We start from the raw sequence: 22,331 nt of genomic DNA, 5'->3' as shown, positions 1-22,331 counted from the left end.
GATGACCAGCACGTCCTCCGATTTCCAGTTTGTGACGTTCAGCCTCGGCGAGGAAGTCTTCGCGGTTCCTGTGACTGTCGTTCGTGAAATTCTCGACTACGAGGATACTTTCAAAATCCCTTACAGCCCCGAATATCTGCTGGGTCTGAGAGACGTGCGTGGGCAGGGCGTGCCCATCATCGACCTTCGCCTGCGGCTCGGGATGAGCCGCAGCGTGAGGACCACCCATACGCGTGTGCTGGTGTTGGATATCCCCTTCCCGACCCGGACACTTGCGGTTGGTCTCGTGGCGGACAAGGTGTTCGAGGTAACGCCTTTCGGCCGCGACCAGATGGAATCCGCGCCCGACATCGGTGTTCAATGGAACTGCGACTATATTGCCAGCGTCGTGCGTCGAGAGGGTGACTTTGTTGTCATCATCGACCTGGCAAAACTGTTTTCGGATGAAGAGAGCGCCCTTGCCCGGCAGAGTGGCAAACCGGTCCAAGCAGCATGAGGGGAGCCGTTTCCGTGAATGCGTCCGCCGCTGCTTACGACGGATTGAGCCAGCGGGATTTCAAGCTGCTCGCCGAATACATCTACAATTACAGCGGCATAAAAATGCCCGATACCAAGCGCACGATGCTTGAGGGACGTTTGCGAAAGCGCCTGCGCGCCACAGGCCATGCCACCTTCGGCGAATATTGCAACTTTCTGTTCCGTGAAGACGGGCTGGAAGAAGAAGCAATCTATCTGATCGACGTGGTGACCACAAACAAGACGGATTTCTTCCGCGAACCGAACCATTTCGACTACCTGGAAAAGTTCGCCTTACCGGCATTGGTGAGTGAGGGTCACAATCGTATTAGAGCCTGGAGTTCTGCCTGCTCGACAGGCGCAGAGCCTTATACAATGGCGATGGTGCTGTCCGAAGCTCTCGATAAACAGGTGATTAGCAACTTTAGCATCCTCGCCACCGATCTCTCCACCGACGTACTCAGGAAAGCCCATAGTGGCATCTATGCCCGTGAGCTTCTCGATCCGGTTCCCGCAGAAATGATGCGCAAATACGTCATGCGCCCGGTCGACGCTGGTCGTCGGGACGTGAGGATTGTTCCAAGGTTGCGGTCAAAAATCGGCTTCGCTCGTCTTAATCTTATGGATAAGACGTATCAGATCGGCGATGCAGTGCAGCTTATTTTCTGCCGTAACGTTTTGATATATTTCGACAAGAAAACACAGACACATGTGCTGACCGAATTATGCCGTCGCCTGGTGCCGGGAGGCTATCTTTTCATCGGCCATTCCGAAACCATAACCGGTATCGACCTGCCGTTACGTCAGGTCGCCAATACCGTTTTCAAGAAACAGTAACGGCGGGCACCATGTCGAAAAAGATCCGCGTCCTTATTGTCGACGATTCTGCCAGCGTCAGGCAGACCTTGACGCAGGTTCTAGAGAGCGACCCAAAGATCGAAGTGATCGGAGCCGCATCTGATCCCTTTGTCGCGGCCAAGCGTATCCAGGAAGAAATCCCAGACGTCATTACGCTCGACGTGGAGATGCCACGCATGGACGGCATTACTTTTCTGCGCAAGATCATGTCGCAAAAACCAATCCCGGTGGTCATGTGCTCGTCATTGACGGAAGCCGGATCGGAAACACTGCTGCAGGCTCTGGAAGCGGGTGCTGTCGACATCATTCTCAAACCAAAAATCGCTGCGGCAGATCATCTTGCCGAGCAGGCTTCCCGCATCTGCGAAGTCGTCAAAAGTGCTGCCCATGCCCGCGTCGGAAATGCACGCCCTGCCCTCCGATCAGCCTCAGCCAGCGGTCCCCTCGCCAAACTGACGGCCGATGCCGTGCTGCCGCCCCCGTCGGGCAAGGCGATGGCGCGGACCACAGAAATGGTGATATGTGTCGGTGCGTCCACGGGCGGGACAGAAGCGTTGCGTGAAATGCTCATGAGGCTACCGGCAAACTCTCCCGGTATGGTTATCGTCCAGCATATGCCGGAGAAATTCACCGCAGCCTTTGCAAAGCGTCTAAACAGCTTGTGCGATGTGGAAATCAAGGAAGCAGAGGACGGTGACCCGGTTTTGCGTGGCCATGTGCTGATTGCGCCGGGCGACAAGCACATGCTGCTGGAACGGCAAGGAGCCCGTTACCGTGTCTCAATTCGCAGCGGTCCTCTCGTTTCACGGCATCGCCCATCTGTCGACGTCCTGTTTCGCTCATCCGCACGCGCGGCAGGGGCAAATGCAATGGGTATCATCATGACCGGCATGGGCGACGACGGTGCTCGCGGCATGTTGGAGATGCATCAGGCCGGTGCTTTCACAGTTGCTCAGGACGAAGCATCGTCCGTCGTCTTCGGCATGCCCAAGGAAGCAATTGCACATGGCGGTGTCGACAAGATCCTTCACCTCGACAAGATTGCGCAGGAAATCCTGGCAGAGGATCGCCGTCGTTAATATCGCCGACTGTTTTACCCAGCGTTAACCAAACTCGCCAATGATGCTGGCAACACCATGCAACAGGTGCGTTGAGCGAGGCATGACTGTCTCCGACCAATCTTCCGGGTCATGCCATGCCAGTTATCACCTTCGCGAACACCAAAGGCGGCGCAGGCAAAACAACTGCTGTGTTGCTGCTGGCGTCCGAACTGGCCCGGCGCGGGTCGCGGGTCTGCGTGATCGATACCGATCCGCAACGCTGGATATCCCGCTGGCGCGAAAAAGCCGACGCCAAAGTCGAATTTTCAGTCATCACCTATGTGACCGCGACGACACTTCAACAGCATGTCCTCGATAGCCGGCGCGCGTTCGACCACATCCTCATCGATCTGCCGGGCGCCCAATCACCATTGCTGGCAACGGCGATCGGCCTTTCTAACCACGTAATTATTCCCGTACAGGGCAGCACGATGGATGCTCAGGGTGGCGCACAAGTTCTTGAACTGCTGCGCTACCTCTATGAAAAAGCAAATATCCGGATCGAGCATTCGGTCGTCCTGACCCGCGTTAATCCGCTTGTCACCACGCGTGCCCTGCTGGCCGCACGCGAACTCCTGGCACAAAGGAATGTCCGTGTCCTCGATACGCCGATCTTCGAGAGATCGGCATTCAGAGATATGTTCGAGTTCGATGGATGCTTGCACACGATGAATTCAGGCACTGTCAGCAACCTCGACAAGGCCCTCAGAAATGCAGGCGCTTTCGCAGACGAAGTTCTGCGGTTGCTTGAAGCTTCAGAGAAGGAGACCGCCAGCAAACTGATGCAGGCGGCCTGAAACAAGGAAATTCTAGAAAAGCGCGTCGGCGAACAGATCGTCGTCGTCATCCGAGGCTGTAGTCATCAGCTCTTTCGGGCCGGACGCGAGATCGACCGGCAGGTAGTGCATATGGACGTCGCGCTCCTGTGCCATTGTATAGATCTTGTAGATGCGAGACGATAAGGGAAGGATCTTTTCTGCGAATGCCGTTATATCCTGAGCGCTGGTAACAGCGATATCCCCGGCAATTTGCCTGCATTCTTCCAGAACGTTGCCAAGCTCGCTCTCAAAATCAAGCTTCACCACGGCGGCGCTGATACGGCTGAAAACCGCCTGCCCTTCTTCCGCCAGATCCCGCAGACCGGTTTCCATCTGGATCTTTGCCTGGCTGACTGCGTCAAGCGCCTCATTCAACGGTTCGCGCAGATCTGCGGAGCTCTGTTTTTCGCCAGCCAGATCGGCAATCGCCGCCTCGATCCGGCGAAGATCGCCAACGATTGCGTCTGCAGGTGTCTCCAGCTTGTCGGCGAAGACCCGAAGCTCAGCGCTGACAACATTGACCGAACGTCCCTCGTCACCCAGCTTTGAGCAACGCAGGTTGGAGTTCAGCGCCATGTAGTGAATTTCGGTTTTGATGGACCTTAGAACCTCGATGCCCTGCAAGAGATCCTGCGCCGTACCGGTCACCGATGAGACGGCCGCGTTAGCTTCAACCATACTCTCCTGCACGCGACCTGCGAGATTGCACGCCTTGGCGATATCTCTTTCAAGCAGTTGAAGCGCGCTGCCGCCGTCCTTGTCCGCATCTTCCACCAGCCGATCGCGGAGAGAGAGAATGTTGGCGGCATCATCGGCAAAGCTTGCGATTCCAGCAAAAATCTTGCGACAATCCTGTTGGAAGGTTGCAGCTGTTTCGTCGATCTGCGCGCGAACCAGCTCGAACACCGTATCACTTAAGGCATCCATTTCGGCAGCGCTCAGCACCATTGCTTCCTCTGAGCGCCGATACTCGTCGAAAAGAGCCAGTGTTGTATTCACATGCTCGATGCGCTGGCGGGTTATGTCGCCGATCTGCAGCGAAGAGAGTGTCGATCCGATCTTGACCTGTACGCCCTGTGCAATCGACTTCACCTTGGATGCCATCGCCGTCATATCGCGATGTTGGTCACCGATGCGACCCGCATTGGTCTTCAACCCTCCGACAATTTCCGGGATCGTCGCTTCGAAATCCACCCCGATAGCGGACGAAACATCACGCGCTTTGGCGAGCTGCTTATCCATGAGATCGAGATATTGCGCAAATTTGGCAACTTCATCGCCTCCGAAATGAATACGCTCTCGTATTTCCTCGGCAAAAGCGGAAAACTCGGAGATACCCGCGCCCGTGATCTTCACGGTGACTGCGAAGGTTTTCAAATAGCGGATAGTCTCCTTGATATCGTCGACATGGCCGTTCGAGGATTTGCAAAGCGTGCTCATTTCAGTGAATGCTGCTTGCCGTGCGTTTTCCATTTCGGGAAGACGGATGAGCTCCTCCACCGTCTTTTGCATGTTGGACACTGCCGTACCGGCGGTATCGCCATCCATGGAGCCGGTCATGCGATCCAGGATCGCGATGAGCTCGCTCAGGATTTCCATGACTGAGACGAGGACCGAACCGCCATCAAGGAATGTTTGCTCGATGCGAGACTGCGCAAGCGCCAGACGCTCGGTCAAATAGGCCTGCGGGTCGTGCGTTTCAGCTTTTGATAGATGTCTCACGTCGCGATTTTTCCTGTAGTTGAATAACGCAAGGATAGGGCGAGCTCAAAAACAGTCAGTGAATATTTTAAGTTGATCGCGCGTTAACAACGCGCGTGGTTGACCAAGTCCTACCTTACCGCGCGGATCATCATGGAGGGCGGCATGTGCCCACAAAATGTTCAGCGCCTTATTTTTTGCCTGAAACGGCCAATTATTAGAAGATTTTTGCTTCCCGGGATCGGCGTTCTGTGGTTCTTATGATGCGTAAATAGAATTCATTACATTGATAAATGCAGAAAAAGCATGATTGACGATTACGGGACAAGCCGTTCACAGGAAAGATCCTTCGGGCTGAAGGCGCTTGAGGAAAGGCTTGCCTATGAATTGCAGCTGCTTGAGCGACCGGCACGGTCGTGGGTTCCTGAGACGAACTCTGCTGAAGATCACGTTCTTGATGTTGCGGTGATTGGGGCGGGACTTTGCGGCCTGACGGCCCTTGCTGCCTTGCTTTTCACCGGCATGAACAATGTCCGGGCTTTCGACAAGGCTCCCGCTGGCCAGGAAGGGCCGTGGATCACGTCGGCGCGTATGGAAACACTGCGTACGCGCAAGGAACTTGCAGGCCCGGCGCTTGGTATTCCATCGCTAACCTTCCGCGCATGGTACGAAGCCCAGTTTGGTGGACAGGCCTTCGAGGCCATGCAGCTTATTCCGCGTGAAATGTGGATGGAATACATGGTGTGGTACAGACGTGTTCTGACCCTGCCTGTGAGCAATGACCAAGCACTCGAAAACCTGGCAATCCGGCATGACGGACTGCTGGAACTCGATTTCGGTGGAGAAACAGGAAGCCAGCGCGTATTGGCGCGACGCGTCATTCTTGCCACCGGTCTGGATGGCCTTGGCGCACCACGACTGCCGGACGTCGCGGCGACCGTTCCAGCCCGTTTTATCCGCCATAGCGGTGATGTGTTCGATATCTCGACATTACGTGGAAAGCGTGTCGCCGTCGTCGGGGCCGGAGCTTCAGCCATGGATAATGCTGCATCAGCACTAGAGGCGGGTGCGGCGAGCGTCGATCTCTTTATACGGCGTCAGGATATTCCCCGCGTCGAGAAGTTTGGAGGCGTTGCCGGTCTTGGCATGACACACGGTTTTATCGGCCTGCCGGACGAAGATCGTTGGACCTTCATGACAGAAGCCGAGCGCACACAAATTCCACCGCCGCGTCACAGCGTTCTTCGCGTGTCGCGCCATAAGAATGCATTTTTCCACCTTGGCAGCCCCATAAACGCACTGACGCAAACCAACGACGCCGTGGAAATCTGCACCCCCAAAGGCCGCTATACGGTCGACATCATCATTTTCGCGACGGGATTCGACGTCAATTTTGCACAACGGCCCGAATTCACGGCTCTTCAGGACCGCGTCCTTTTATGGCGCGATGTCTATCAGCCACCGGCACATAACCGGAACGAGGCGCTGGGTATCTATCCCTATCTCGGGCCATCGTTCGAGTTTCTGCCCAAGCCTGACCTCAGCGCTGCGGAAGCGGAGACAATTTCACACATCTATTGCTTCGCATACCCGGCGGTTCCTTCTCACGGCAAGATCACCAGCGGCATCCCTTCCGTCAGCCACGGTGCCGAGCGGCTGGCCGAAGGCATCGCCCGTTCACTCTTCGTCGAAGATCGCTACCGCCATCTCGAGACATTCATGGGCCACGACGTCTCGGAAATCATTGGCGACGAATGGCTCGACGCGGATGAAAATCAAGAACAGGAGACCGCAAATGGTTGAGACGGCTGTAAAACTGGAGATATTCTACGGCATCTCCTCGCCTTGGGCCTATTTCGGTGCGCCGCACGCGGTTAAAATCGCAAAGGCGAATGGTGCGGAGGTTGTCTTGCGCCCAATTCGCATCATCGAGGCCAATGGCGGCATTCCGCTGCGCACGCGTCCCGACGCGCGACAGCGGTACCATGCTGTCGAGCTCGATCGTTGGCGCCGGCACCTCAACATGCCCCTTAACCTGACACCAAAATTCTACCCCTGTGCCACCATAGAGCGAGCAGCACAGACCGTCATCGCCGCACAGACGGCGGGTCTCGATGCCATCAGCCTCTCCTTTGCAATCCAGCGTGGCCTGTGGGCGGAGGAACGCGATATCGCCGACCTCGACACGTTGCGCGACATTGCTACGGCGACTATTGGCCCCGAAGGCGCCGCGCTCGTGCGTGATCCTCAGCCCGACGACATCGTTGCCGAATGGCACGGTAATCTGGCGGAGGCGGAGCGTCTCGGCATCTTCGGCACGCCCACATATGTCGTAAACGGCGAATTGTTCTGGGGTCAGGACAGACTGGAATTCGCCGGCCGCGCCTTGGCGGCCCTCAAGCAAGAACAGACACCATCTGCGGTAAGGACATTCCGATGACCGATGCTCAAAAACTCCACGACCAAGCCATCGTGATCGATGGCCTGCAGACCTGCCAGTGGAGCCGGTCGATATTCGAGGACATGCGCAAGGGCGGTCTGACCGCAGTAAACGCGTCGAGCGTGATCTGGGAAAACTTCCGCGAAGGCGTCGGTTATGTCAGCGAGTGGAAGCGCTTTATGCGCGAAAACGATGATATTATCCGACCAGTGCGTACTGTTGCCGATATCCACGCCGCCAAGGAAGAAAACAAGACAGGTATCATCATCGGCTGGCAGAATACTTCGCCGCTCGAAGACAAGCTGGATTATGTCGAGATTTTCAAGGATCTCGGCGTCGGCATCATGCAGTTGACCTATAATACCCAGAACTATTCCGGAGCGGGATACCTGGAAGAGAACGATAGCGGCCTGACCGGTTTTGGGCGCGAAGTGCTCTCGGAAATGAACCGCGTTGGTGTGCTTTGCGACCTCAGCCATGTGGGTGACAGGACGACGGCAGATGTGATCGAGCGATCCAAGTCACCTGTCTGTATCTCGCATGTGTTGCCCCGCGCGTTGCGTGACGTGAAGCGCAACAAGCCGGACGAATTGTTCAAGGCATGCGCCGAAAAGGGCGGAATCATCGGCGTCAGCTTGTTCGCGCCGGGTCTTGCAGCCGGCAACGACGCAACGGTCGAAGACTATCTTGATGCCATGGCCTACATCATTGACCTCGTTGGGGAAGATCACGTGGGAATCGGCACCGACTTCTCTCAGGAACGCCCGCGCCCTGGTCCTTGGCAGATCTGGGCGAACAAGGACAAGGGAACAGCCCGCACCCTGACTGAATTTGCAACGGTGAAGATTTCCAAACCGCAGGGCATCGAACGAATTGGCGACGTTCCGAACCTAACGTCCCGCATGCTCGCGCGCGGCTGGAGCGAAGCTCTGGTTCTCAAACTCCTGGGGCAGAACTGGCTACGCGTACTTGATGCCGCCTGGCGGCCGACAAACTGACAAGACTTTATCAATCGGAGGCAATTGACATGAAAAATGCTATCAAGGGCCGCAAGGCCGCGACCTTCGCCGGCATCGTTGCTGCCGGTATCGCCTCGCTTTCTGGCTCTGTCTTCGCGCAGGACGCGACCAAAGGCACCGTCAACGTCGTCGGGTTCTCAGGCGTGTTTGCGGATAACTACCAGAAGTTCGTGATCGACGCCTTCAAGGCCAAATATCCGGGCATTGAAGTCACGTATCAGCAGAGCAAGAACTCTGCCGAGACACTGGCGCTCCTTACCCTCCAACGCGCCGACCCGAAGGTCGATGTCGCGCTGATCGACGTTTCGGTTGCTATCAAGGCCAACAAGGAAGAACTGTTCACCAAGCTTGATGCCGCCAAGGTGACCAATCTTGCCGATCAGCCAGAATGGGCACGGATCGACGGTGACCGCGCCGTCGCCTTCTCGCAAGACAACCTGGCTATTCTCTACAACACCGACAGCGTCAAAACCCCGCCCACAAGCTGGAACGATCTGACCGATCCCCAATACAAGGGCAAGATTGCCGCCAAGCTTTCCGACACACGCGGTGTCATCCTGTTGCCGATCCTGACCAAACTGAAGGGCGGCGATTACAAGAACTCGATCGATCCGGGGATCGAACTCCTGAACGAAATCGCACCAAGCGTTTCAACGTTCGAACCGGCTCCCGATTGCTATGCGGTGGTACAAAGCGGTGAAGTCGATCTTTCCATCTGCTGGAACGGTCGCGCCCAGTACCTGCATGATACGCAGGGCGGCAAGATCGGTGTGGCGCTTCCAAAGGAAGGCTCAATCGGCCAGACGAATACCATTGGTCTCGTCGAGGGTTCCAAGAACAAGGAAGCCGCGGAACTCTTCGTGAACTACGCACTAAGCCCGGAAGCACAGGCGACTTTCGCCGAGAAGAGCTTCTACGGTCCTGTTAACACCAAGGTTTCGCTGACGGAACCGGTTGCTGCCCGTATCTATGGCAGCAAGGAAGCACAAGCCGCACAGTCTTCGCTGGACTGGAACTTCGTGTCGGAAAAATACTCGGCATGGATTCAGCGGATCAACCGCGAGGTTATCGCGGCAAACTGAGAATAGAGGCAAAGGACGCCATGGCCGATCACCACCTCGAGATCGACAATCTCGTGAAGACCTATCCGGGCGCCCTCAAGCCCTCCGTCGATCACGTCAGCCTTTCCCTGCCGCGCGGGGAAATGCTGGCGCTGCTCGGCCCTTCGGGCTGTGGAAAGACGACGATCCTGCGCATGATCGCAGGTCTCATTCCCGTAACCTTGGGCGAGATCCGTCTCGATGGTCGCGACATCTCGGCTACCCCGGTTTACAAGCGCAACATGGGCATGGTCTTTCAGGCCTATGCCCTTTTTCCGCATATGACCGTTGCCGAAAACATCTCCTTTGGTCTGGAAATGCGCGGCATCGCCAAGCCGGAGAGAACCGAGCGGGTGCTTAAAGCCCTCGATCTCGTGAAACTGTCTGGCTATGGCGAACGACGCGTGTCGCAGCTTTCCGGCGGACAACAGCAACGTGCGGCAATTGCCCGATCACTTGTCATCGAACCCGCCCTCCTCCTTTTCGATGAACCGCTTTCCAATCTCGACGCCAAGTTGCGGGACGAGATGCGCGATGAAATTCGCGATATCCAGAACCGCACAGGCGTCACAAGCATTTTCGTGACCCACGATCAGGATGAAGCGCTTTCGATGGCCGACAGACTTGCCGTGATGTCCGAGGGACGGCTGGAACAGATCGGTACGCCACGCGAGATCTTCGACCGCCCACGTACGGAATTTGTGGCGTCCTTCATCGGTGCCGGTTCCTTCCTGGCTGGAACCGTAACGGCACCGGGTCACGCAGAAATTTCAGGCCTCGGTCCGCTTCATTTTTCGGGCAAAGCCTCCGTTGGCGAAACTGCGCGTTTCCTCGTGCGTCCGCATCGCTTTGTGCTGGGTGAAGGCGTCAATTCGTTTTCAGGCATCGTCGATCACGTCGTTTATCGCGGCCAGATGCTGACGATTTCTGTGAAAGCGGGGGATCATCGCCTTCAAGCCGATCTTCCAACCCATGCCGCGACTTTGCCGATGAAGGGTGACCACGTCACCCTCTCGGTCGCGCCCGACGATGTGACGCTTGTCGGGGAGGCCGCGTAATGGCGGTTCCCGGCCATTCCTCCGGTGGCGGTTCTCGCGGTGTTCTCCTGCTTCTGCTGTTGCCCGGGCTTCTCGCCCTGCTGACAACATTTCTGTTGCCACTGTTTTGGCTTGTGCGCGCGTCATTCGCCTCATCCGCCGTCGCAGCACTGAAAGGTGGCGACTGGACGCTTGAATCTTACCGCACCGTTCTATTCGATCCGTTCTATTGGAAACTCGCCTGGAACACGCTCTATCTTGGCGTGAATGTCGCGTTTTTCGCGGTTGTGCTTTCCTATCCGATTGCTTTGTTTCTTGCCCGCACGAAGAGCCGCTGGCGCGGCGTTTTGACAGCGCTGGCGGTCGCGCCTCTGTTGACCTCTTCCGTCGTCCGTACCTATGGCTGGATGGTCATCCTGGGTGACCGCGGCGTTATCAATACAACACTGCAATCTGCCGGCTTGACGGATGGTGTCATCAGGCTGACCAATAATTATTTCGGCGCGACGGTAGCACTGATCGAAATTCTGATGCCCTACGCCATTCTCGCAATGTTGAGTGGCTTTGGCCGCCTCAACGCCCAGCTGGAAGAAGCAGCCGCAATGCTCGGGGCAAACCGTTTTCGCGTTTTCACGCGCATCATCCTGCCCCTGTCGCTACCGGGGGTCCTCACCGCAGCATTGCTGGTTTTCGTGCTGGCAATTTCATCCTTCGTCACGCCGCGCCTGATGGGCGGTGGCCGTGTGTTCGTCATCGGTACGGAAGTATTTAATGAGGCGACAGTCACCCTGAACTGGCCATTGGCAGCGGCACTTTCTGTGTTGCTCCTCGTCCTCTTCGGCAGCGTGATCCTGATTTACCAGCGCGCGATGCGCGCGCTTGAAACGTGAGGCCGTCCATGAACGCCAAACTCGGACGTCTCACATTCGGCCTGACGATCGCGCTGCTCTACCTCTTCCTGCTGGCGCCGATCATCGTCGTTCTCGTCATTTCCTTTGATACAAGGCAATATCTGGCATTTCCGCCAGAGAGCCTATCTTTCGGCTCCTATGCGAAGGTATTTGCCAACGCCAAATTTATCGCCGCCTTCTGGCGAAGCCTCGGCATTGGTCTACTGGTCGGTTTTGTTTCGATCTTCGCCGGGCTTCTTCTATCGCTTGCGTTGTCGCGTTACGACTTCAAGGGCAAGGGCGCTATCAACTTCCTGATCCTTGCGCCCTTCCTCGTCCCACACATCGTGCTGGCCGTCGGCGTTATGCTTGTGCTGGGACCGCTCGGTCTGCTCGACAGCTATACCGGCATTTTCCTTGCCCATCTCGGCATTACCACACCCTATACTGTGCGTACGATCAGCATGAGCCTGATGGCAGTTGATCGCCGCATAGAAGAAGCGGCACTGGTCCATGGTGCCTCACCCGCAATGGTGCTCTGGCGCATCACACTGCCATTGGTCAGACCTGGCCTGATTGCAGGTGCGGTCATCGCCTTCCTCATCTCTTTCGACGAAGCGACAATTTCTCTCTTCATCGTGTCGGTCAAATCTTCAACGTTGCCGACGGAGATTTATCACTACCTCGAATACTCGACCGATCCGCAGATTGCAGCACTTTCGGTCATTCTCATCCTGATTTCCGTAGCCGTGGTCGTGGCTGTTGAACGGCTGATCGGTTTGCGCAAGGCATTGTGAGGAGACGATGACGGTTGTCAAAACCACCAGAGGTGCCATAGGCGGATTCGTCGAAAATGGCATTCACTCCTTCCTGAGTGTCTCCTATGCAGCACCGATCACACCGGCGTTGCGTTTTGAGGCGCCGCAATCAGTCTCACCATGGCGTGGCATACGGGACGCGACGACACTTGGTCCGGTCTGCCCACAAATCCCGACATATGGGCCGGTCGGGACCGCAGCAACCTCGACACTGACCTTTGGGACCGACTTTCTGACACTTAACATTCGCACGCCAGATCCGGCCGGCAAGGCACCAGTTTTGCTTTGGGTGCACGGTGGCGGTTATGCAGTCGGCTCCGCCAATGAGGCTGTACTTCAAAGCGGCGCTTTCGCGGCCAGCGGCATTGTCGAGGTGACGGTGAATTATCGCCTCGGCGCGCTCGGTTTCCTCCATGTCGACGGCAAGCCGGACAATCGTGGATTGCTCGACATCGTCGCGGCTTTGGAATGGGTGCGCGACAACATCGAACGTTTTGGTGGCGATCCGACCTGCGTGACTTTGGCAGGAAGATCTGCCGGTGGCTTTGCTGTTGCAACATTGATGGCCATGCCGGCAGCACATGGACTGTTTCACCGCGCCATGCCGCAAAGCGGCGCAAGCACGGCCATTGCATCACCCGATGACGCCAGAAAGCTGACGCAGCGTTTTGTCTCCGCGATGGCCGCCGACGAGAGCACGCTTGAAGAACTTCCGATCACCCGGCTACTCGAAATCCAGCGCGACCTCTGCAACGAATCCTACGAGCGACACGATTTCGAACGCGATGGATCGGCCGCCATGCTCGGTGTTCCATTCGTGCCCGTCATAGACGGCACGAGCCTTCCGGAACATCCGGAATGCGCGGCGGCTGCAGGACGAACCGCACCTGTCCCGATGATGATAGGCTGCACAACGGCAGAGTATCTCACACATGCAACGGCACAGCCGGAGATGGATTTCGATCTCTGCGCAGCACTGCTGCATGAACGAGTGCGGCCGTGTGGCCTCGACGGGTGCGGCATTGTCACACGTTACCGCCAGGCGCTTCCAGAACACAACCCACGCGGCATTTGGCGAGCGGTCGCTGGCGATCTCGTATTCCAGCTACCGGCTGTCCGGTTCGCCAGATTGCATGCCCGTGCGAACCCGGTTCTCAAATATCTCTATGGAGCGTTTGAAGCCCACGAACTCGGCGCTGCGCACGGCGCGGAAGTCGGTGCAGTCTGGTTCAGGGCTGGCCGTGACGAGAACGCTTTACCGGAACGTCAGCGCGTAACGGACGTGTCCTTCGCTGCTGCAATACACAATCTGTGGGCCGCTTTCATAAAGGATGAGCGGTCGGCGGCGGAGGAAATCGAATGGCCGTCTTACACCGAGCTGAACCCAGTCGTGCTTCAGCTGGCACCGAACGGATTTGTCGCCAGGATCGATCCCTTTGATGTGCGTACAGCTCTATGGACGAAGCAGACTGGCAAAGCAGACGACAACGCGGCATAAGCCCCTAAAATAGAAGACGTGAATTCTCGTGGCGGAGCGAAAAATGGTGTCTGATTATCTCGACACACGGCAATTGGAAGCCTTTGTTGCTGTCGTTTCAATTGGCAGCATAACCGGCGCCGCCAAGGCACTGGGGAAATCCCAGCCGGTCGTGACCAGGCTAATCCAGGATCTGGAGGGAGAGCTCGGTTTCGCACTTCTGCATCGCAATGGTCCCCGGATAACCCCGACGGAAAAAGGCGTGGCGTTCTATTCGCAGGCCGAACTGTTTCTAAGCGGGCTAAAGACCATCAGCGAGCGGGCACGGCGTATCGAAGCCAGCCGTCCCACCTCGATTGAAGTGGCATCCATTCCCGCTATTGCCGCAAGCTTGCTGCCGCGCGCACTTGCAACGCTATCTCCCGAACGATTTCCCAACCACGTTCATCTGCAAAGCATATCATCGGAGAACGTCGTGCAGGCGGTCGTTGCCGGAACGGCAGATCTCGGCGTAGTCAGCCTACCGCTCGACAATCCCGGCATCGAAGTTCATTGGTTGGGCGAAGTGCCCTGTGTCGCAGTTGTTGCAGAAGATCACCCGCTGGCCGACAAAAATGTACTTTCCGCCACCGACCTTTCCGGTCACCGGCTGATTGCCTCTGCCAACCCGTTCCGTCTCCGGATGCGGATCAACGAAGCCCTTGGCAAACATGGCGTCGAGCCGGCATCTGTCATCGACAGCAACGCCACCTACGTTTCCCTCTCGCTTGCGCGTATGGGTCTTGGTATCGCCATCGTTGAGTCCGTTACGCTCTGGGGATTGCCTGTCCAGGGTGTGAAGGTTCTACCTTTGTCCTTCCGTATCCCTTTCCAGTGGGGTCTGGTGACCGCAGCCGGTCGCCCAGCCATATCGGAAGTGGAACAGCTGGTGGCAGCGGCCCGCAGGATCGTTGCCGACATTCCCCATGCTGTGATCTATGATACGCTGGCCGAGGTGCCCGCAATCGACAGAGGCAACTGACAACATCCTTTCCCCTGATCGCCAGCATCCAGAGCTAACATTCTACGATCTCAATCCGCCTAAAATGCTGCAACCTGTTCCGCTAGATCGCGCCTGATTGCGATGACAACGTGAAGTTTAAGTTCCATGTCCGCGGATAGTAGCTGGAAGACGACGCATGACGTCGGCTGGAAGGCGCCGCCCCATGCCTGAGCATCTGTTCGCATGATGCTACTCTTGCTTTCGGCGTGATAACGGCTAACATGCCAGACAGGTTCTAACAAGTGAGGGCGGACATGGACGCTGCAAACACGACCGTACGTGGTGCATCGCTCGCGGCAACCATCAGCGCCGCGCTGCGAAAAGATTTGACAGAAGGCGTGTTTCGGCCCGGCGACAGACTGCCGAGCGAAAATGCCCTGACCCGTGAATATTCCGTCAGCCGTACCGTTGTGCGGGAGGCTATCGCCATTTTACGCGCCGATGGATTGGTGGAAGCAAGAAAAGGCGCCGGTATTTTTGCGCTTGAAACGAAGCCGAAACCCGATCAGCCGTTCAAGGATCTGACGACACAGCGCATCTCATCCGTTATCGAGCTTCTCGAACTGAGAACGGTGTTCGAGGTGGAATCAGCCGGGCTCGCGGCATCGCGCCGGTCCGCGGCCCAGATCGAAGCGATCATTGATGCGCATCAACGTGTCGGAGACTGTCTGGCAACTGGAAGCCCAACCCGCGACGCGGATTTCGAACTTCACCTTGCCATTGCCGAGGCGACGCAAAACCGCCGTTTCCCGGAATTTTTGCAACTGATACGGTCGGGTATCATCCCGCGTGGCGAGCTTCAGGGCTCCGCACCTGGATCACGACCCAAGGACTACAATCTTCATCTGCAAGAAGAACATGGGCTGATCGTCGAGGCGATCATTGAAGGCAATGCGACTGCAGCACGCGAGCGGATGCGCGCGCATCTTCGCGGCAGCCTTGAACGATATAATGTGCTTCTTCGTTCCCGCACGACAACACCCGAATCGTCCTGATTGTTTCCAGAAACTTCTGGCAAGATAGGTCTATCTCGCCGGCAGAGCCGCACGACCCGGAAACATCGCTATCAAGTGATCATACAAGTTGGACTCCTCGCTCGCGCCTCTTGGCGTTCCATCTAAAGGCGCGGCGAGATGATCTCGTGATTCCCAACCATCCTCGTGCAGTCACACCTGTTTTTCCGACGAAAATCCGAGGCCCTCTCGCTCAATGCGCGCACCTTGGAAGTCATAGTTCTCAGCTAATTTTTGCTCTACTACGCGACACCGGTCCGTTTCCGGCCGTCGGCGCGGCTTGACAGCCCTGATAACCTGTGACAGGTTTGCCATAATTGTCATACAGGATGGGAGCCTGTATAGCCCGCCTCTCCGGAGGTGAGGCCGCAGGGAGGAACCATGTCAAAACGCCCCTTACGATTCTACAGTGCAGCCGGTCAGATTGGCACGATAGCTATAACGCTGCTCGGGCTACTGCTTCTGACCTTCTTCATCGGTCGGCTTATGCCGGCCGACCCGGTCCGCGCCATGATTGGAGAAGACGCCACCCGCGAAACCTATGAGCAGGTCTTCCGCTCGCTTGGCCTCGACCGTCCACTGTGGGAACAATTCATCTACTATCTGGGCGATGTCTTTACCGGCAACTTCGGCACATCGATCCGTACCGGCCAGCCCGTCATTCAGGACATCCTGCATGTCATGCCAGCAACCATCGAACTGGCTACATTTGCGATCCTGATCGGTGCGGGACTTGGCATACCGCTTGGCGTGATTGCCGCCGTCAACAAGGACCGCTGGCCGGATCACGTCGTACGCGTCTTCAGCCTTTTCGGTCACTCGATGCCGATTTTCTGGACCGGCATGATCGCTTTGATCGTCTTTTACGCCCATCTCGGCATCGTCGGCGGAAGTGGACGAATGGATCAGTTCTACATCGGACTTGTGGACGAACGGACAGGGTTTCTGTTGATCGACAGCCTGCTCGCCGGAGAGATGGATGTGTTCTGGTCTGCGGTTAACCACATCATTCTCCCTGCCGCCCTGCTCGGTTATTCTTCCTCGGCCTACATCACCCGCATGACACGCAGCTTCATGCTCGATCAGCTCGGCCAGGAATATGTTACGACGGCCCGCGTGAAGGGACTGTCCCAGAACCAGACCATCTGGCAACACGCCTTCATCAATATCCGCGTCCAGCTCGTCACGATTATTGCGCTGGCCTACGGTTCACTGCTCGAAGGCGCCGTTCTGATCGAAACCGTTTTCGCGTGGCCGGGGTTTGGCCAGTATCTTACCAGCAACCTCATCACCGGCGACATGAATGCCGTGATGACCTGTGTGCTGATCGTCGGCGTCATCTTTATCGGATTGAACCTTCTGTCTGACGCCCTTTACCGTATCTTCGACCCGAGGACCCGCTAATGACCACCCGTGCTGAAGCCACCGTGCGTCTGCCAGCCTCGCTGATCGCACTTAAAAACATCGTTCGTTTCCTGCTGAAAAGCCCGACCTCGGCATTCGGCCTCGCTGTCCTGTCGCTTCTGATCCTGACAGCGGTTTTCGCACCGTTGATTGCGACGCATGATCCTTACGCCCAGAACCTCGTCAACACGCTGCAGGCGCCCGGCAACGGCCATCTTTTCGGCACGGACGAACTGGGCCGCGACATCTTCAGCCGATTGGTCTGGGGTGCCCGGATCACGTTGACGATCATCTTCCTCGTCTCGATCGTTGTCGGGCCTATCGGCCTGATCGTCGGCGCCACGTCCGGTTACCTTGGCGGCAAGGTCGACACCGTGATGATGCGTGTGACAGATATTTTCCTGTCGTTTCCAAGCCTCATCCTTTCGCTCGCCTTTGTCGCTGCACTTGGACCAAGCCTGAACAATGCGATCATAGCCATCGCACTGACGTCCTGGCCGCCGATCGCACGTCTTGCGCGCGCCGAGGCAATGACATTCCGCAACGCCGACTACATTTCTGCAGCGCGCCTGCAGGGTGCATCGTCGACACGCATCATCGTCAAGTCGATCATGCCCATGTGCCTGCCGTCGGTCCTCATCCGGCTGACACTGAACATGGCAACCGTAATTCTGACGGCAGCAGGCCTCGGCTTTCTCGGCCTCGGCGCCCAGCCTCCCTTGCCGGAGTGGGGTGCGATGATCGCAACCGGTCGCCGTTACATGCTCGATAGCTGGTGGCTGGTAACTTTCCCCGGCGTAGCGATCCTGTCGGTGAGCCTTGCTTTCAACCTTCTTGGCGACGGACTGCGCGACGCGCTTGATCCCAAGCAGATGAACCGGAGATAAGGCGATGGACAAGACAATTCTCGACGTCGAAAACCTTCGTATCCGCTATGGCGGATCACCCGTCGATGCCGTCCGTGGCGTTTCTTTCACTCTCGGCCGTGAACGCCTAGGCATTGTCGGTGAGTCTGGCTCCGGCAAATCCACCGTCGGCCGTGCGCTTTTGCGACTTCTCCCCGGTGCGACGATTACCGCAGATACACTGCGTTTTGATGGTCTGGATCTCACTTCGCTCAGCGAAAAGGAGATGCTCAAGATCCGTGGCCGACGCATGTCGATGATCCTGCAGGACCCCAAATTCTCGCTGAACCCCATTGTTCGCGTTGGCGAGCAGGTTGCGGAAACCTACCTGCGGCACTTCAGATGCTCGAAGGCTGAGGCGCGAGAAAAAGCGCTCTCCATGCTCGACGCCGTCAAAATCCGCGATCCCAAACGGGTCTATGACCAATATCCGCACGAAATATCCGGCGGCATGGGTCAGCGTGTGATGATCGCCATGATGTTGCTGGCAGATCCTGACCTCGTCATTGCTGATGAGCCGACGTCCGCGCTTGACGTGACGGTGCGTCTCCAGGTGCTGAATATCCTCGACGGACTGGTACGCGATCGCGGCATTGGCCTTATCATGATCAGCCACGACCTCAATCTCGTTCGTAATTTCTGCGACCGCGTGTTGATCATGTATGCGGGACGTATCGTCGAAACGGTGGCCGCGAAAGATCTTGAAAAGGCCACCCATCCCTATACCCGCGGCCTGCTGGCGGCCCAACCGAGGATTGGCGGCGCACGCGCGCCTCTTGCAATGCTCGATCGCCGTCCGGAATGGCTGGAGGAGAATGCCTGATGTCCGTTTCCGTCGAAACTCGTAATCTTTCCATCACCTTCGGCTTCGGTCCAACTGCAACCAAAGTCCTGCCCGACGTCACCTTCGACGTAGTACCTGGCGAATGCTTTGGCCTCGTCGGAGAAAGCGGCTCCGGCAAATCGACGGTGCTACGCTGCATCTCGATGCTCAACGACATATGGACTGGCGATATCCTGATCAATGGGAAATCGGTCAGGGATATGCCACTGATCGAGCGCTGCAGGACGCTGCAGATGGTGTTTCAGGACCCCTATGGCTCCCTTCATCCGCGCCAGTCCGTTCGTACCGTTCTGAACGAGCCGCTTGCCATCCACAAGCTTGACGACCGCGAAACCCGCATGCGCAAGGCCATCACTGACGTTGGCCTTCCCGTCTCGTTTCTTGACAGGTTCCCCCACCAGCTTTCTGGCGGGCAGCGCCAACGTGTGGCGATTGCCCGCGCACTTATTCTCGAGCCGTCACTGCTGCTGCTTGATGAACCGACATCGGCACTCGACGTCTCCGTACAGGCTGAAATCCTGAACTTGTTGCAGCGCCTGCGGGAAGAACGAGGTTTCACCTACATTATGGTCACGCACGATCTGGCCGTCGTCGATCACATGTGTGACCGTTTCGCCGTCATGCTCCATGGTGAGATCACCGAGGTTCTCCCTCGCGAAGCAATCGCTGGCAACCAGGCCACCCACCCCTACGCGCGTGAACTGATCGGCGCATCGCTGGAGTATGAAGGCGCGCACTGAGCTACGGGTCGAGACCACTCCGCTCGACGACTAACCAACAGTCTTCCTCCCCGATTTACCCGGCCTCTGTGCCGGGTATTTTTTTGGCCGTCGTTCAAAGCCCAGCGTTTGAAGATGTCTGCGTCGGTAAGCGGAAACCAGTGAAGGGATCATGACAAACTGCGCCGGGTCTAAGCTCCGCGTACCCAGTCGTTCTCTCTATTCGACAGAAATCCTGTCGAGTGCGGGAGTCACAAAAAAAAGGCGTGTCCTGAGACACGCCTTTCCATAACATTACTACTGACGTCAGTGATTAACGGGCTTTCGACACTTCTTCGAAACGAGAGAGCCACGGGCTGACGATCATTCCCTTGACGTCGCTGCGGAACGCGGCGGTATCGATGACTTCCGAGAACGGCTGGATCGACATGACGATCTCGTCCATATATTGCTGCACACCCTCGTAGAGCTTGGCCTGCTTGGCAGGATCCTGCTCGACCAACGCTTCTTCGATCAGCTTGTTCAGCTTCTCGTCGAAGAAACTTGTCCGCCAGCTCTGATAGTTCGTCAGCTTTGCATCGTCAGAATTATTGGGGTTATAGGCAATCGAGCGCAGGTTGTTGTCTGGATGCGGCTGCTGACCGCCACCGCCGCGACCGAGCAGCATCTCGAATTTACGCTCACGCATCGCGCCGTAAATCTGGTCGCCCGAACCGCTGATCAGTTCGGCCTGAATGCCCGCCTGTGCCAGCGTATTCTGGATCGCTGTCGCCGCTTTCATGAACGGATCTTCGGAGAGTACGCGAAGCGTTGTCTTAAAGCCGTTCGGGTAGCCCGCCTCAGCCAGAAGCGCCTTGGCCTTCTCGACATCGAGCTTGTAGCCTTCATCCGGCAGAGCGCCCATGACGCCGGTGGAAAGCGGACGCTGATGAAGCTTGCCGTAATAAGGCATAACCGCCTTATCGAGACCGTCATAGTCGATCAGGTAACGAAGCGCCTCACGCACTTTCTTGTTTGCGAAGTGATCGTCCTTCATCGAAACACTGAGATAATAGAAGCCCGAACCGGGCGTGGATTCAATCGCAACCTCTTTGTCAGCCTCAAGCGACTTGAGGTCTGGAGCCTGCAGCGAATAGGCAACGTCGATGTCGCCCTTTTCGAGCAGGAGGCGCTGGGACTGCGATTCCGGCAGGTGGCGCAACAACACGCGCTTCATGGCCGGAGCCTTGCCCCAGTAATCGCTGCTGCGGGTCAGAATGATGAACTCGTTCGACTTCCACTGCGTCAATTTGAATGGGCCGGAACCTGCGGAATTCAGTGTCAACCATGCGCCACCGAGATCGCCATCCTTCTCATTGGCCAAGACCGTCTTGCTATCCAGGATGGAACCAGGGCCATTTTGCGCCAGGATCATCAGCAGCAAGTTGGGGTCATCAGCCTTTGGCAGGTTTAGCACAAAAGTGTGGTCGTCTTCGGCAACGAACAGCTTGTCGGCAGCGTCAAGCGTGAAACCGCGCGTTTTCAAGAATGAGGACTGCGCCAGATTGCGCGCGAGAAGGCGCTTCAGGCTCCATGCAACGTCCCCGGCAGTGACAGGATTGCCGGAGGCGAATTTCGCGTCGCTGCGCAGATGGAAACGGATAGACTTGCGATCTTCGGAAATCTCCCATTTCTCAGCAATTCGCGGCTGAACGCTGCGATCTGAAGGCGAGAGCACCACGAGCGTGTCGTAGATGTTGTTGAGCACCTGAACGGTTTCACGACCCGTGATCGCAGCCGGATCAAGTGTCAGGATGTTGTTCATGGTCGTTGCGACGACGAGCTGATCTTCCGGGGTCTCGGCCAAGGCGCCGTAGGGCATGGCTGAAACCAGAAGCGCACCGAACGCGACCGTTGCTAGAAAATGTTTCATGCTTCCTCCTTTTGTGGCCGATCACACGGAATACGGCCTACGGTTACAAGACCCGCCAGCCTGTTCCTCCACAGGAACTGGACGGTTCAACCAAGTAATTCGAGGACGGGCGCAACGAGCGCCCGACCGATCGCCGCCGTTTCCACGGCTTCGAGATGTACGCCATCGACGGTAGACGCCGAGGCAACGGAACCGGCATCGAAGAAACCGTGGCCGAGTTCATCGGCAAGCTTGCGGTAAAGCGGGGCAAGTCGTTCCGACTCGGCAACGCTACGTCCCGCCGCCGGCTGGCCATTAGCACTTGGGCCGCAGGCCGGTGGCGCCACGATCAAAAGTTTCGGTTTTGCACCGCTTGGCTTATAAGGAAAGGTATCGACGACCTGCGCGAGACGGCGCATACCGGAAAATGCCCCATCAGCGCGTCCTCCGTGAACAGGCTTGATGTCGTTCGTGCCGAGCATGACAATCACGAGATCGAGCGGCATATGACTGGCAAGCGCAACCTGTAGTGCTTTAGCACCGTTGCGGCAGGCCGGCCCGGCATGGTCGTCATAGCAGGTGGTGCGACCACCTAATCCTTCTGAAACGACGGTTACCGCACTGCCGAGTTCCACGGCCAGCACCTCCGGCCAGCGACCTTCAGGCGGGTGCCGCAAGCCCGTCGTGGGATCAGCACCCCACGTCAGACTGTCACCAAAAGCCAGAACATTCTTCATCG

At 57.0% G+C, this 22,331-nt stretch carries 21 protein-coding genes; 18 read left to right on the top strand and 3 right to left on the bottom strand.

Annotation, left to right across the window (positions count from 1 at the left end):
• The first annotated feature begins 1 nt into the window (after position 1).
• The 4 genes from HWX89_RS16135 (at position 2) to HWX89_RS16120 (ending at position 3,271) form a co-directional block, all read left to right on the top strand.
• Positions 2-496, top strand: a complete 495-nt coding sequence (locus tag HWX89_RS16135) for a chemotaxis protein CheW (RefSeq protein ID WP_138791854.1) — start codon at positions 2-4, stop codon at positions 494-496.
• Entirely contained in the window at positions 493-1,353 is an 861-nt protein-coding gene (locus HWX89_RS16130; protein ID WP_138791721.1) for a CheR family methyltransferase, read from the top strand. Before HWX89_RS16135 ends, HWX89_RS16130 begins: the two co-directional genes overlap by 4 nt.
• Before the next feature lie 11 nt (positions 1,354-1,364).
• Complete coding sequence (locus HWX89_RS16125; RefSeq protein WP_138791722.1) at positions 1,365-2,453, top strand: protein-glutamate methylesterase/protein-glutamine glutaminase; 1,089 nt, start codon at positions 1,365-1,367, stop codon at positions 2,451-2,453.
• A 116-nt stretch (positions 2,454-2,569) separates the two neighbouring features.
• Complete coding sequence (locus HWX89_RS16120) at positions 2,570-3,271, top strand: ParA family protein (RefSeq protein ID WP_138791723.1); 702 nt, start codon at positions 2,570-2,572, stop codon at positions 3,269-3,271.
• A 12-nt stretch (positions 3,272-3,283) separates the two neighbouring features.
• Here the strand turns inward: HWX89_RS16120 and HWX89_RS16115 are convergent, their stop codons facing one another.
• Positions 3,284-5,014 (bottom strand): methyl-accepting chemotaxis protein, encoded by a 1,731-nt coding sequence (locus tag HWX89_RS16115; RefSeq protein WP_138791724.1) that lies wholly within the window; start codon positions 5,012-5,014, stop codon positions 3,284-3,286.
• Between the two features lie 285 nt (positions 5,015-5,299).
• Between HWX89_RS16115 and HWX89_RS16110 the strand changes: the two genes are divergently transcribed.
• The 14 genes from HWX89_RS16110 to HWX89_RS16045 all read left to right on the top strand — a co-directional run bounded on the left by HWX89_RS16110 (position 5,300) and on the right by HWX89_RS16045 (position 19,722).
• Positions 5,300-6,796, top strand: a complete 1,497-nt coding sequence (locus HWX89_RS16110; RefSeq protein ID WP_138791725.1) for an NAD(P)-binding domain-containing protein — start codon at positions 5,300-5,302, stop codon at positions 6,794-6,796.
• Complete coding sequence (locus HWX89_RS16105; RefSeq protein ID WP_138791726.1) at positions 6,789-7,433, top strand: 2-hydroxychromene-2-carboxylate isomerase; 645 nt, start codon at positions 6,789-6,791, stop codon at positions 7,431-7,433. The genes HWX89_RS16110 and HWX89_RS16105 overlap by 8 nt, the downstream gene beginning before the upstream one ends.
• Entirely contained in the window at positions 7,430-8,431 is a 1,002-nt protein-coding gene (locus HWX89_RS16100) for a dipeptidase (RefSeq protein ID WP_138791727.1), read from the top strand. Before HWX89_RS16105 ends, HWX89_RS16100 begins: the two co-directional genes overlap by 4 nt.
• Before the next feature lie 29 nt (positions 8,432-8,460).
• Positions 8,461-9,534: an ABC transporter substrate-binding protein gene (locus HWX89_RS16095; RefSeq protein ID WP_138791728.1), complete on the top strand. Its 1,074-nt coding sequence runs from the start codon at positions 8,461-8,463 to the stop codon at positions 9,532-9,534.
• Between the two features lie 20 nt (positions 9,535-9,554).
• On the top strand, positions 9,555-10,610 hold the full coding sequence (locus tag HWX89_RS16090) for an ABC transporter ATP-binding protein (protein WP_138791855.1): 1,056 nt from the start codon (positions 9,555-9,557) through the stop codon (positions 10,608-10,610).
• A complete protein-coding gene (locus HWX89_RS16085; RefSeq protein ID WP_138791729.1) occupies positions 10,610-11,479 on the top strand; it encodes an ABC transporter permease in 870 nt (289 codons plus the stop codon). The genes HWX89_RS16090 and HWX89_RS16085 overlap by 1 nt, the downstream gene beginning before the upstream one ends.
• 8 nt (positions 11,480-11,487) lie before the next feature.
• On the top strand, positions 11,488-12,276 hold the full coding sequence (locus HWX89_RS16080) for an ABC transporter permease (protein ID WP_138791730.1): 789 nt from the start codon (positions 11,488-11,490) through the stop codon (positions 12,274-12,276).
• Positions 12,277-12,283: 7 nt separating this feature from the next.
• Positions 12,284-13,795: a carboxylesterase/lipase family protein gene (locus HWX89_RS16075; RefSeq protein WP_138791731.1), complete on the top strand. Its 1,512-nt coding sequence runs from the start codon at positions 12,284-12,286 to the stop codon at positions 13,793-13,795.
• A gap of 43 nt (positions 13,796-13,838) precedes the next feature.
• Positions 13,839-14,795, top strand: a complete 957-nt coding sequence (locus HWX89_RS16070; protein WP_138791732.1) for a LysR substrate-binding domain-containing protein — start codon at positions 13,839-13,841, stop codon at positions 14,793-14,795.
• Between the two features lie 275 nt (positions 14,796-15,070).
• Complete coding sequence (locus HWX89_RS16065) at positions 15,071-15,811, top strand: FadR/GntR family transcriptional regulator (protein ID WP_138791733.1); 741 nt, start codon at positions 15,071-15,073, stop codon at positions 15,809-15,811.
• A gap of 399 nt (positions 15,812-16,210) precedes the next feature.
• Entirely contained in the window at positions 16,211-17,233 is a 1,023-nt protein-coding gene (locus HWX89_RS16060) for an ABC transporter permease (protein ID WP_138791734.1), read from the top strand.
• Positions 17,233-18,120 carry an ABC transporter permease gene (locus HWX89_RS16055; RefSeq protein WP_138791735.1) on the top strand — a complete coding sequence of 296 codons (888 nt, stop codon included), beginning with the start codon at positions 17,233-17,235 and terminating at the stop codon, positions 18,118-18,120. The genes HWX89_RS16060 and HWX89_RS16055 overlap by 1 nt, the downstream gene beginning before the upstream one ends.
• Positions 18,121-18,124: 4 nt before the next feature.
• Positions 18,125-18,961, top strand: a complete 837-nt coding sequence (locus HWX89_RS16050; RefSeq protein WP_138791736.1) for an ABC transporter ATP-binding protein — start codon at positions 18,125-18,127, stop codon at positions 18,959-18,961.
• Positions 18,961-19,722, top strand: coding sequence for an ABC transporter ATP-binding protein (locus HWX89_RS16045; protein WP_138791737.1), 762 nt, complete (start codon positions 18,961-18,963; stop codon positions 19,720-19,722). The genes HWX89_RS16050 and HWX89_RS16045 overlap by 1 nt, the downstream gene beginning before the upstream one ends.
• A 292-nt stretch (positions 19,723-20,014) precedes the next feature.
• On the opposite strand, the gene HWX89_RS16040 is transcribed toward HWX89_RS16045, so the two are convergent.
• On the bottom strand, positions 20,015-21,613 hold the full coding sequence (locus HWX89_RS16040; protein WP_138791738.1) for an ABC transporter substrate-binding protein: 1,599 nt from the start codon (positions 21,611-21,613) through the stop codon (positions 20,015-20,017).
• 86 nt (positions 21,614-21,699) lie between these two features.
• Positions 21,700-22,329: an SGNH/GDSL hydrolase family protein gene (locus tag HWX89_RS16035; RefSeq protein WP_138791739.1), complete on the bottom strand. Its 630-nt coding sequence runs from the start codon at positions 22,327-22,329 to the stop codon at positions 21,700-21,702.
• Between the last annotated feature and the right edge of the window lie 2 nt (positions 22,330-22,331).

The organism is Rhizobium sp. RM (assembly GCF_013390595.1).
Lineage (GTDB): Bacteria > Pseudomonadota > Alphaproteobacteria > Rhizobiales > Rhizobiaceae > Agrobacterium.
Note: the sequence above shows the minus strand (reverse complement) of the source record. Positions and strands in the feature narration are given on the sequence as shown.